The sequence below is a fragment of the Caulobacter segnis genome (assembly GCF_003243465.1).
Taxonomy (GTDB): Bacteria; Pseudomonadota; Alphaproteobacteria; order Caulobacterales; family Caulobacteraceae; genus Caulobacter; species Caulobacter segnis_A.
Genome location: NZ_QFQZ01000113.1, coordinates 1 through 10,700, shown reverse-complemented (window position 1 = coordinate 10,700; position 10,700 = coordinate 1). Strand labels below are relative to the sequence as shown.

Annotated in this window: 11 protein-coding genes; 1 reads left to right on the top strand and 10 read right to left on the bottom strand. The window is 67.1% G+C overall.

Going from position 1 to position 10,700, the window contains the following annotated elements:
- Positions 1 to 178 precede the first annotated feature (178 nt).
- The 7 genes from DI526_RS21920 to glyA all read right to left on the bottom strand — a co-directional run bounded on the left by DI526_RS21920 (position 179) and on the right by glyA (position 6,916).
- Positions 179 to 2,317 carry a sodium-translocating pyrophosphatase gene (locus DI526_RS21920; protein ID WP_304282693.1) on the bottom strand — a complete coding sequence of 713 codons (2,139 nt, stop codon included), beginning with the start codon at positions 2,315 to 2,317 and terminating at the stop codon, positions 179 to 181.
- Between the two features lie 256 nt (positions 2,318 to 2,573).
- The gene (locus DI526_RS21915) at positions 2,574 to 3,065 is read right to left on the bottom strand and encodes a hypothetical protein (RefSeq protein ID WP_304282691.1); all 492 of its coding nucleotides are present in this window, start codon (positions 3,063 to 3,065) and stop codon (positions 2,574 to 2,576) included.
- A gap of 68 nt (positions 3,066 to 3,133) precedes the next feature.
- Positions 3,134 to 4,192: a thiamine-phosphate kinase gene (gene thiL, locus DI526_RS21910; RefSeq protein WP_304282689.1), complete on the bottom strand. Its 1,059-nt coding sequence runs from the start codon at positions 4,190 to 4,192 to the stop codon at positions 3,134 to 3,136.
- Entirely contained in the window at positions 4,152 to 4,601 is a 450-nt protein-coding gene (gene nusB / locus DI526_RS21905) for a transcription antitermination factor NusB (RefSeq protein ID WP_304282687.1), read from the bottom strand. Before nusB ends, thiL begins: the two co-directional genes overlap by 41 nt.
- On the bottom strand, positions 4,598 to 5,062 hold the full coding sequence (gene ribH, locus DI526_RS21900; protein WP_304282685.1) for a 6,7-dimethyl-8-ribityllumazine synthase: 465 nt from the start codon (positions 5,060 to 5,062) through the stop codon (positions 4,598 to 4,600). Before ribH ends, nusB begins: the two co-directional genes overlap by 4 nt.
- Before the next feature lie 61 nt (positions 5,063 to 5,123).
- The gene (gene nrdR / locus DI526_RS21895; protein WP_304282682.1) at positions 5,124 to 5,597 is read right to left on the bottom strand and encodes a transcriptional regulator NrdR; all 474 of its coding nucleotides are present in this window, start codon (positions 5,595 to 5,597) and stop codon (positions 5,124 to 5,126) included.
- Between the two features lie 32 nt (positions 5,598 to 5,629).
- Positions 5,630 to 6,916, bottom strand: a complete 1,287-nt coding sequence (gene glyA / locus DI526_RS21890; RefSeq protein WP_304282679.1) for a serine hydroxymethyltransferase — start codon at positions 6,914 to 6,916, stop codon at positions 5,630 to 5,632.
- A 167-nt stretch (positions 6,917 to 7,083) separates the two neighbouring features.
- Between glyA and DI526_RS21885 the strand changes: the two genes are divergently transcribed.
- Complete coding sequence (locus DI526_RS21885; RefSeq protein WP_304282677.1) at positions 7,084 to 7,530, top strand: MucR family transcriptional regulator; 447 nt, start codon at positions 7,084 to 7,086, stop codon at positions 7,528 to 7,530.
- Positions 7,531 to 7,630: 100 nt separating this feature from the next.
- Here the strand turns inward: DI526_RS21885 and hemA are convergent, their stop codons facing one another.
- From hemA to DI526_RS21870, 3 genes are all read right to left on the bottom strand, one after another.
- Positions 7,631 to 8,857, bottom strand: coding sequence for a 5-aminolevulinate synthase (gene hemA / locus DI526_RS21880; protein ID WP_304282674.1), 1,227 nt, complete (start codon positions 8,855 to 8,857; stop codon positions 7,631 to 7,633).
- Positions 8,858 to 9,028: 171 nt separating this feature from the next.
- Positions 9,029 to 9,925, bottom strand: coding sequence for a 3-hydroxyisobutyrate dehydrogenase (mmsB, locus tag DI526_RS21875; protein WP_304282671.1), 897 nt, complete (start codon positions 9,923 to 9,925; stop codon positions 9,029 to 9,031).
- Between the two features lie 68 nt (positions 9,926 to 9,993).
- Entirely contained in the window at positions 9,994 to 10,686 is a 693-nt protein-coding gene (locus DI526_RS21870) for a class I SAM-dependent methyltransferase (protein WP_304282694.1), read from the bottom strand.
- Positions 10,687 to 10,700: the final 14 nt, after the last annotated feature.

The window sequence follows — 10,700 nt, the reverse complement described above, 5'->3', positions numbered from 1 at the left end:
AGTGGTCCCGGTTCGCGTGAAGAAAAATGCGCTAAAACAGGAGACTAGAGCTCACGACCTGACTCCGTCAGGTCGTGAAATGCTCTAGGCGGACACCTCCACACTCCCGCAAAGGTCCAGACGAAAAAGCGCCCCGGAGTCTCCTCCGGGGCGCTCGCGCTTTGCGTCTGTAGCTGGATCAGCCGCCGTGGGCCAGGACCGCCAGCAGCAGCAGGGCCACGATGTTGGTGATCTTGATCATCGGGTTCACGGCCGGACCCGAGGTGTCCTTGTAGGGATCGCCGACGGTGTCGCCGGTGACGGCGGCCTTGTGGGTGTCGCCGCCCTTCTTGTGCAGGACGCCGTTCTTATCGGTGAAGCCTTCCTCGATCACCTTCTTGGCGTTGTCCCAGGCGCCGCCGCCGCTGGTCATCGAGATGGCGACGAACAGGCCGGTGACGATCACGCCCATCAGCATGGCGCCGAGGGCCGCAAAGGCGTCGACCTTGCCGGCGATCGCGTTGATCACGAAGAACAGCACGACAGGCGAAACGACCGGCAACAGGCTGGGCACGATCATCTCGCGGATGGCCGCCTTGGTCAGGATGTCAACGGCGCGGCCGTATTCCGGCTTCACCTCGCCGGTCATGATGCCGGGGTTCTCGCGGAACTGACGGCGCACCTCGGCCACGACCGACTCGGCCGCGCGGCCGACCGCGGTCATCGACATGCCGCCGAACAGGAACGGCAGCAGGCCGCCGAACAGCAGGCCGACCACGACGTACGGGTTCGACAGGTCGAAGGTCACCGCGCCCATGCCGTCGAAGAAGCTGCCCGGCGCGGCGTTGGCCGAGAAGAACTTCAGGTCCTCGGTATAGGCGGCGAACAGCACCAGGGCGCCTAGGCCGGCCGAACCGATGGCGTAGCCCTTGGTCACGGCCTTGGTCGTGTTGCCCACGGCGTCGAGGGCGTCGGTGGTGACGCGGACCTCCGGCGGCAGGCCGGCCATTTCGGCGATGCCGCCGGCGTTGTCGGTGACCGGACCAAAGGCGTCCAGGGCCACGATGAAGCCAGCCAGCGACAGCATGGTCGTGGTGGCGGTCGCGATGCCGAAGAGACCCGCCAGGTTATAGGTGACGACGATGCCGACGATGATGGTCAGGGCCGGCAGCGCCGTGGCTTCCAGCGACATGGCCAGCCCCTGGATCACGTTGGTGCCATGCCCCGAAACAGAGGCCTGGGCCACCGACTTCACCGGACGGAAGTTCGTGCCGGTGTAGTACTCGGTGATCATCACGATGGCGGCGGTGACCGCCAGGCCGACCAGACCGCAATAGAACAGGCCGTCGGCCGTGTAGGTGCGGGCTTCCGTGACGACGGGAGCCGGGACCAGCTGGTGCAGCACGTACCAGACCGCCGGGATCGACAGCACGCCGGTCACGATCAGGCCCTTGTAGAGCGCGCCCATGATGTTCTGGCTCTTGCCCAGGCGGACGAAGAACGCGCCGATGATCGAGGTGACGATACAGACCGCGCAGATCGCCAGCGGCAGCAGCATCATCGCGCCGACCGCCTCGTGGCCGCGGAAGAAGATCGCCGCCAGGACCATGGTCGCGACGGTGGTCACGGCGTAGGTCTCGAACAGGTCGGCGGCCATGCCCGCGCAGTCGCCGACATTGTCGCCGACGTTGTCGGCGATGGTCGCGGCGTTGCGGGGGTCATCTTCCGGGATGCCGGCCTCGACCTTGCCCACCAGATCGCCGCCCACGTCGGCGCCCTTGGTGAAGATCCCGCCGCCCAGACGGGCGAAGATCGAGATCAGCGAGGCGCCGAAGCCCAGGGCCACCAGGGCGTCGACGACGCCGCGGCTGGTGCTTTCCAGCCCCAGGACGTCGGTCAGCACCCAGTAGTAGCCGGCGACGCCCAGCAGGGCGAAGCCCGCCACCAGCATGCCGGTGACCGCACCCGAGGTGAAGGCCAGCGACAGGCCCTTGGCCAGGCCTTCCGACGAGGCCTGAGCGGTGCGGACATTGGCCCGGACCGAAATCAGCATGCCCGCGAAGCCCGCCGCGCCCGACAGCACCGCGCCGACCAGGAAGCCCAGGGCCGCCCAGGCGCCGATCAGCAGGTAGACGGCGACCAGGATGACGGCGCCGACGATGGAAATGGTGAGATACTGCCGCCGCAGATAGGCCTGAGCCCCTTCCTGGATCGCCGCGGCGATCTCCTGCATGCGTGCGTTGCCGGCCGACGCCCGCATCAGACTGGCCGTCTGCACGGCGCCATACAGCACCGCCAGAAGCCCGGCCCCGATGGCCAGATAAAGCCAAAGACTCATTAGGTTCTTCGCCCCTTGCGCTTCTTTGCAACGAGGGGACGCCGATCCGCCGGCGGCGACCTTGAGCCAGCTCAACAAGCTGGTCGGTCGTCGTCGAGGTCAACAGGCGGGCCATTTTTGGCCTCGTGCCCCCTCGTTCTCCCTGAAATGACGACCGAACGGCGTCATGCGAGGACACTGTCAGATGCCTGAGGACCGCGCAACCCGCGTCGGAACAAGCGATTCCGCTGGGTAAAGCTTGGATTTACAGCCGTTTTCAGGGGCTGGGATTGTCGGGCCGCTGCTGCAGCGCGCGGATCATCGCGGCGTTGGGCGGCATCACATGCTGGCGGGGAACCTGCTTGGCGATGTCGACGGCGGCGACCTTGCCCTTGCCGAACAGGATCGCGCACTGCCCCAGGACGAAGGCCTGGAGCTTAGGGCCGTCGACTTCCTGCCAGGTGTCGGGCCGAACGAACGGCGTCCGGTATGACGCCCGCATGATGGCGTCGCGCAAAGTGGGCTCCTGAGCCTTGAAGCCTTCCACATCCGAGCCGGACGTCAATCTCAAGGTCAGGGCGACGAAGACGTAGTTCACGACCCGGCCGTTGGCGATGATGGGGATCGTCATCGAGCCGAGCTTGTAGGTCGGGTCGAGCGCCTGCCCCTCGCCCTCCTTCTTCTTCTCGGAGCGCGCGAACGCCGGGCCGGCCGTCGCCGCGCAGGCGGCCAGGGTCAGCAGCAATCGACGGGAAAGGGTCGGGCTCATGCCGCAACCCTAGCAAGCGGGGCTTGATATTCCCCTACCGGCTGAGGCTGTTCGCCATCGGCGCGGTTCTAGCCGTGCAGCCAGCCCAGACGCGATGGCGTCACGTCGCGGCCCTTGTAGTAGGCCGAAACGCCCTCGCCCTCGACGAACTCGCCGATCTCGCTGACCTTCACCCCCGCGGCGGCGGCCGCGATGCGGAAGTTCCAGGCCTCGTTCGGGTCGACGGCGCAGACGATCTCGTAGTCGTCGCCGCCAGAGGCCAGGGAGATGCGCCCCTCGACCTGCTCGGGCTGAAGCTCCAGCCAGGCCTGGCCGCCCGGCGAGAGCGGCAGGCGCTCCAGGTCGACGCGCACCCGGCAGCCGCTGGCCTTGGCGATGTGGCTGCTGTCGGCCAGCAGGCCGTCGGAGACGTCGGCCGCGGCCTTGGCGTGCTGGCGCATGGACTCGCGAAGGCCGATGCGCGGCTCGGGCTGGCGATAGCGGCGAAGCAGGCCGCCATCAGGATCGGCGACCTCGCCCCATTGGGCCAGCAGGCCCAGCCAGCCGTCGCCGATGGTGCCGGACACCATCAGGCGGTCGCCCGGCTTGGCGCCGCGGCGCAGGATCGCGCCGCCTTGCGGGACCCAGCCCAGCAGGGTCGCCGACAGCACCAGCGGCCCGGAAGTGGTCACGGTGTCGCCGCCCAGCAGCGAAATGTCGAAAAGCGCGCCGTCTTCGGCCAGGCCGCGCGCGAAGGTCTCGCGCGAGGTGACGTCCGAGCCCGAGGGCCAGCCGACGGACAGGAAGTAGCCGTAGGGCTCGGCGCCCTTGGCCGCGAGGTCGGAGAGGTTGGTGCGCAGCAGCTTGCGCGCGACCACGTCCAGCGCCTCGTCGACCAGGAAGTGGACGCCGCCGACCATGGCGTCCTTGGTGATCACCAGGTCATAGCCGGGCCGCGAGGGCAGCACGGCCGCGTCGTCGAGCAGGTCCAGCGCGACCGGATCGCCCCGCGTCAAAGGACGCAGGAGCCGTTCGATATGGTCGAACTCGGTCGCGGGCGCCACCGCTGTGGATGGCGCCTCGTCTTCGGCGAACCAGTCTTCTTCGTCAGTCTCTTGCATCACGGGCGATCGCGTCGAGGGCGCCATTGATGAAGCCTGACTCAGGACCCTCAAAAAAGGATTTCGCTATCTCGACATACTCGTTGATGACGACTTCGGTCGGAACGTCGGGTCGATACATCAATTCGTAGGCGCCCGCGCGCAGCACCGCGCGCGCCGTGGCGTCCAGGCGCTCAAGCCGCCAGCCAGAGGCCAGGCGCTTGACGATTCCCTGGTCCACCTTGGCCTGATTGGCCACGACGCCCTTGGCCAGCTCGGCGAAGAAGGTCTCGTCGGCCTGCGCCAAACGCTCGCCCTCGACGTCGCGGTCGAAGCGGTGCTCGGAAAACTCGCGGATGACCGAGTCGACCCCAGCCCCCGAAACTTCCATCTGATACAGGGCCTGGACGGCCGCCAGGCGCGCGACCGAGCGCGGTTGGGTGCGGGGTGCGCTCATCTGCCGCGCCCCAGAAGCTGACGTTTCAGGGCGATCGTCTCCAGGCACGCCTTGGCGGCCGCGCCGCCCCGGTCACCCTCGCTGACCTTGGCGCGGGCCCAGGCCTGCTGCTCGTCATCGACCGCAAGGACGCCAAAGCCGATCGGCAGGCGACGGCCGATACCCAGGTCCTGCAGCCCCCGGGCGGTCTCGTTGGCGACGAGCTCGAAATGGTAGGTCTCGCCGCGGATCACGCAGCCCAGGGCGACATAGCCGTCATAGCGCACGCCCACGGGACCTTGGCCGGCGTCCTCCGCCAGGGCGACGGCCGTCGGGATCTGAAGCGCGCTGGAGACCGTGATCACGTCATATTCCGCGCCATAGCCCTCGATCGCCTGGGCGGCCCCGCGCAGCAGTTCGTCGGAGACGCCCGAATGGCTTCGGCCCTCCACGATCAACAGGCGGATGTTGTCTTCAACCATCTAGCTCGACTCTCCACGGTCGCGTCGCGCGCGACCACAAACACACATTAGGCTTAACGGACTATAGCTCTTCTTCGACGCCGTCGCTTAGTCCCTCTTCGGTGAGGAACTTGGCGAAGTCGCCGGTTTCCTTGAAATCGCGATAGACCGAGGCGTAGCGGACATAGGCTACGTCATCGAGGGATTTCAACGCCTTCATGACCATTTCGCCCACCGTCGACGACGGGAGCTCGGTCTCGCCCATGCTTTCCAGCTGGCGGACGATGCCGTTGATCATCCGCTCGACGCGCTCGGGGTCCACCGGGCGCTTCTGCATGGCCAGGCTGATCGAGCGGACCAGCTTGTCGCGATCGAACGGCGAGCGGCGGCCCGAGCGCTTGTGGATGATCAGTTCGCGCAGCTGGACGCGCTCGAACGTCGTGAAGCGGCCGCCGCACTCGGGGCACATCCGGCGACGCCGGATGGCCGCGCCGTCTTCCGACGGACGGCTGTCCTTCACCTGGCTTTCAGCATGGCCGCAGAAGGGACAACGCATGATGTGGCCCCTCCCGCGGCGCCTAAACCATATTAGTTGTAGATCGGGAACCGGCCCGTCAAGGCCACCACTTCCTCGCGGACCTTGGCCTCGACCTCGGCGTTGCCGTCGGGACCGTTGGCCGCCAGGCCGTTGACCACTTCGCCGATCAGCTCGCCCACGCGCGTGAACTCGGCTTCCTTGAAGCCGCGCGTCGTGCCGGCCGGGGTGCCCAGGCGGATGCCCGAGGTGACCGTGAACGGCGCGGTGTCGAACGGCACGCCGTTCTTGTTGCAGGTCATGTGGGCGCGCTCGAGGCTGTGCTCGGCGTCGCGGCCGGTCACGCCCTTGGGACGCAGGTCGACCAGCATCAGGTGGCTATCGGTGCCGCCCGAGACGATGTTGACGCCCGACTTCAAGAGGGCTTCCGACAGCGCGCGGGCGTTGGCGACGACCTGCTTGGCGTAGGTCTTGAACTCCGGCCGCAGCGCCTCGCCGAAGGCCACGGCCTTGGCGGCGATCACGTGCTCGAGCGGACCGCCTTGCAGGCCCGGGAAGACGGCCGAGTTGACCTTCTTGATGATGGCCTCGTCGTTGGTCAGCACCATGCCGCCGCGCGGACCGCGCAGGGTCTTGTGCGTCGTCGTCGTGACGACGTGGGCGTGCGGGATCGGGTTGGCGTAGGCGCCGCCGGCGATCAGGCCCGCATAGTGGGCCATGTCGACCATCAGATAGGCGCCGATCGAGTCGGCGATCTGGCGGAACTTGGCGAAGTCGATCTCGCGGCTGTAGGCGCTGCCGCCGGCGATGATAAGCTTGGGCTTCTCGCGCTCGGCGATCTCGGCCACGCCGTCATAGTCGATCAGCTGGTCCTGCTGGCGCACCGAGTACGACACGGGCTTGAACCACTTGCCCGACTGGTTGGCGGGCGAGCCGTGCGTCAAGTGGCCGCCGGCGGCCAGGTCCATGCCCAGGAAGGTGTCGCCCGGCTGCAGCAGGGCCATGAACACCGCCTGGTTGGCCTGCGAGCCCGAGTGCGGCTGGACGTTGGCGAAGCCGGCGCCGAACAGCGCCTTGGCGCGTTCGATGGCGATGGTCTCGATCTCGTCGACATATTCGCAGCCGCCGTAATAGCGCTTGCCGGGATAGCCCTCGGCGTATTTGTTGGTCAGGATCGAACCCTGGGCCTCGAGCACGGCCTTGGAGACGATGTTCTCCGAGGCGATCAGCTCGATCTGGTTCTGCTGCCGATCCAGTTCGCGACCGATACGATCGAAGATGTCACGGTCGGCGGTTGCGAGGTCCGCGCCGAAAAAGGCGCTGAGGTTGGCTTCAGTCATCACGCTCTCCTGGCGGCGCTACGGGGAGTCGGCAGAGGCGCCCTCTTTAACGAGATAGGCGCGGCAATCAATCTTGGAACCACATGTGAAGCTGTGCGTTGCAGTCGCGCAGGGCGGCTTCGCACCCCTGCGGCATAACAACGGCAGAAACGAGAGTGGGATATCTCATGGCGTCTCAGGGCGGCGGCACTTCGGACACGGCCAGCGCAAACAGCCTCGACATCCTGGGGCTCAGCGCGGAAATCGTAGCGGCCTATGTAAGCCAGAACACAGTGTCCCAGACGGCCATTCCCGATCTGATCCGCACGGTGCACGACGCGCTGACGTCGCTGAACAACGGGGGCGAACCGGCGCGTCCGCAGGAGAAGGCCAAGCCGGCGGTGCCGGTCGGTCGGTCGGTGCAGCACGACTACATTGTCTGCCTGGAGGACGGGAAAAAGCTGAAGATGCTCAAGCGCTACCTGCGCTCGCATTACGACATGAGCCCGGAGGAATACCGCCGCAAGTGGGGCCTGCCGCCCGACTACCCGATGGTGGCGCCCGCCTACGCCGCGCGGCGCTCGGACTTCGCCAAGAAGATCGGACTGGGCAAGGGCGTACGGCGCGGCAGCTGAGCCGCCCCAGCCTTTCGGACACGCGAACGCCGCCGGGCTCCGGCGGCGTTTTTCGTTTCGACGATGACGGTTTGGGTCGAAGCTGAAGTGCGTTCGGTCCTTAAGCGGCGTGACCGCCCATGCGGGCGACGTTGCAGTGGGCCCACAGCTTTTCCATGGCGGCGACCAGCTTGCGCATCATCTCGTCGCTGTGGAACGGCGTGGGCGTGAAGCGCAGGCGCTCGGTGCCGCGCGGCACGGTCGGATAGTTGATCGGCTGCACATAGACGCCGTGATCGGCCAGCAGCATGTCGCTGATCATCTTGCAGTGGACGGGATCGCCGACCAGCACCGGGACGATGTGGCTTTCGCTATCCATCACCGGCAGGCCGGCGGCGCGGAACATGGCCTTCAGGGTCGCGGCGCGCTCCTGGTGGATCTCGCGCACTTCCGGATGGGCCTTCAGCCAACGGACGCTGGCCAGAGCGCCCGCCGTCAGGGCCGGCGGCAGCGAGGTCGTGAAGATGAAGCCGGCGGCCATCAGGCGGATGGCGTCAATCACCTCGGTGTCGCCGGTGATGTAGCCGCCCATCACGCCGAAGGCCTTGCCCAGCGTGCCTTCGATGATGTCGATCTCGCCCATCAGGCCTTCGCGCTCGGCGACGCCGCCGCCGCGCGGGCCGTACATGCCGACCGCGTGGACTTCGTCCAGATAGGTCATGGCGCCGTACTTCTTGGCCAGGGCGATCGTGCCGGCGATGTCGGCGATGTCGCCGTCCATCGAGTAGACGCTTTCGAAGGCGATCAGCTTGGGCGCATCGGCCGGCGCGGCCGCCAAAAGCTCTTCAAGGTGCGCCAAGTCATTGTGCTTGAAGATCTTGCGCGGGCCGCCGCCGTTGCGGATGCCGGCGATCATCGAGGCGTGGTTCAGCTCGTCCGAGAAGATGATCAGGCCCGGCAGAATTTTTTGAACCACCGACAGGCTGGCTTCGTTCGAGACATAGCCCGAGGTGAACAGCAGGGCGGCGTCCTTGCCGTGCAGGTCGGCCAGCTCCTGCTCCAGCAGGACGTGGTCGTGATTGGTGCCGGAGATGTTGCGCGTGCCGCCCGAGCCGGAGCCGTGCTGGTCGACGGCGTCCTTCATGGCTTCCAGGACGACCGGGTTCTGGCCCTGGCCGAGATAGTCGTTGCTGCACCAGACGACGACTTCGCGTTCCGAGCCGTCCTGGCGGGTCCAGGTGGCTCGCGGGAAGGCGCCGCGCTGACGCTTCAGGTCGGCGAAGACCCGGTAACGGCCTTCGTCGCGGATCTGGTCGACGGCGCTGCGGAACGCGGCTTTGTAGTCCATTGCGATCTCTAAACCGACGGCGGATAAGCCGCTGGTCCCCTTGATTACAGGCTCGGCTTTTCGCACCAAGCGCTGCGAGTGTCCATCTACGGGCGTTTACCTAGGAAACAGAAATACCCGATCCGCGTCGTTAACGTTGTTAGCGATGCGCGCTTTTGTCGCCTGAAAGCCTCAAGCCAATTCGCTCAGCCTACCCCGCAAAAGCTGGATCACCGCCGAGAAGTCCTTGCCGGCGAAGCCGTTGGCCGCGAACAGCGCGTACAGCGCCTCGGCCTGGGCCCCCATCGGCGTCGACGCCCCCACCTGGGCGGCCGCGCCCTGGGCCAGCTTCAGGTCCTTGAGCATCATGGCCGTGGCGAATCCGCCTTCGTAGCCGCGATCAGCCGGGGTCTGGGGTCCGACGCCCGGCACGGGACAATAGGTGCTGAGCGACCAGCACTGTCCCGAGGACTTGCTGGCGATCTCGAAGAAGCTGTCGGCGGCCAGGCCCAGCTTCTCGGCCAGGGCGAAGGCCTCGCAGACGCCGAGCATCGAGACGCCCAGCAGCATGTTGTTGCAGATCTTGGCCGCCTGCCCCGCCCCGTGGTCGCCGGCGCGGATCGTGGCGCGGGACATCGGCTCCAGCGCCGCCTCGACCGCCGGAAAATCGCCCGAGTCGCACCCGACCATGAAGGCCAGGGTCCCCGCTTCCGCCGCCATCACCCCGCCGGACACCGGCGCGTCGGCGAAGCGGAAGCCCGCCTCCCCGGCCAGGCGGGCCACGTCGCGGGCGGTCTCGACGTCGATGGTCGAACAGTCGATCAGCAGGGCGGACTTCGGCGCGCCCTTGAAGACCTGCTCGCCATAGACCGAGCGCACGTGCGGACCGGCGGGCAGCATGGTGATCACCACCTCAGCGTCGGCGACGGCCTCGGCCACCGAGCCCGCGGCCTGACATCCGACGGTTGTCGCTCGCGACAGAGCGTCCGCCGAGAGGTCGAAGGCGCGGACCTGACGCCCCGCGCCCGCCTGGTTGGCGGCCATGCCGCCGCCCATGTTGCCCAGTCCGATGAACGCGACGCGAGTCATCCGCTACTCCCTGCAAAGATGAACCGCGCCTCGTTGGGCGCGGCTCTTATGATCATGGATTGCGTCCGTCAGCGCGCCGAGGCGGGCTTGCGGAACTTGTAGACGAACTGGTCGGTCTTGCCGCGGATCGACGGGTCGTAGACGTTGGCCTTGCGCGGATCGGCCGGATCGCGCAGCACCTTGCTTTCGCCCTCGAAGATGAAGCCGGCGGCGGTCACTTCGGACTTCACCACCGCCGGGTCGATGCGGTGCAGGTCTTCGGTGTAGCGGAGGCCGGAGCCGGCCTCGGCCGCATGGTCGATCACCATGTAGACCCCGCCCGGCTTCAGGGCCTTGAAAACCTGGCGGTTGACGACGGACAGGTCCGCCGGTCCCATGAACTTGTCGTGCATGTCGTGATAGTTCTGCGCCGTGAACACCAGGTCCAGTTTCTCGGGCGCGGCGAAGTTCGGCAGGGTGTTCAGGATCACCGTGACGTTCGCATAGGCCGGATCGCGGGCGATAGCGTTCACCGCCGGCTCGCGCTTGGCCATCTTGGTCAGCTCGTCAGGCACATAGGCGTAGACCTTGCCCTTGGGTCCGACGGCCTTCGAGAAGATGCGGGTGAAGTAGCCGCCGCCGGGGATCAGGTCGGCGACCTTGGCGCCCGGCTTGACGCCGGCGAAGGCCAGCACCTCGCCCGGATGGCGGGCCTCGTCTCGAACCATGTCGGCGGCGGGACGGGACGGATCGCTCAGGGCGGCGGCGATGTTGGCCGGGATGGCGGCGGCGGCCG

Excerpts from the sequence above, each read along its gene's own strand:
- DI526_RS21920 (WP_304282693.1), bottom strand. The coding sequence starts at position 2,317 with ATGAGTCTTTGGCTTTATCTGGCCATCGGGGCCGGGCTTCTGGCGGTG.
- DI526_RS21915 (WP_304282691.1), bottom strand. The coding sequence starts at position 3,065 with ATGAGCCCGACCCTTTCCCGTCGATTGCTGCTGACCCTGGCCGCCTGC.
- thiL (WP_304282689.1), bottom strand. The coding sequence starts at position 4,192 with ATGGCGCCCTCGACGCGATCGCCCGTGATGCAAGAGACTGACGAAGAA.
- nusB (WP_304282687.1), bottom strand. The coding sequence starts at position 4,601 with ATGAGCGCACCCCGCACCCAACCGCGCTCGGTCGCGCGCCTGGCGGCC.
- ribH (WP_304282685.1), bottom strand. The coding sequence starts at position 5,062 with ATGGTTGAAGACAACATCCGCCTGTTGATCGTGGAGGGCCGAAGCCAT.
- nrdR (WP_304282682.1), bottom strand. The coding sequence starts at position 5,597 with ATGCGTTGTCCCTTCTGCGGCCATGCTGAAAGCCAGGTGAAGGACAGC.
- glyA (WP_304282679.1), bottom strand. The coding sequence starts at position 6,916 with ATGACTGAAGCCAACCTCAGCGCCTTTTTCGGCGCGGACCTCGCAACC.
- DI526_RS21885 (WP_304282677.1), top strand. The coding sequence starts at position 7,084 with ATGGCGTCTCAGGGCGGCGGCACTTCGGACACGGCCAGCGCAAACAGC.
- hemA (WP_304282674.1), bottom strand. The coding sequence starts at position 8,857 with ATGGACTACAAAGCCGCGTTCCGCAGCGCCGTCGACCAGATCCGCGAC.
- mmsB (WP_304282671.1), bottom strand. The coding sequence starts at position 9,925 with ATGACTCGCGTCGCGTTCATCGGACTGGGCAACATGGGCGGCGGCATG.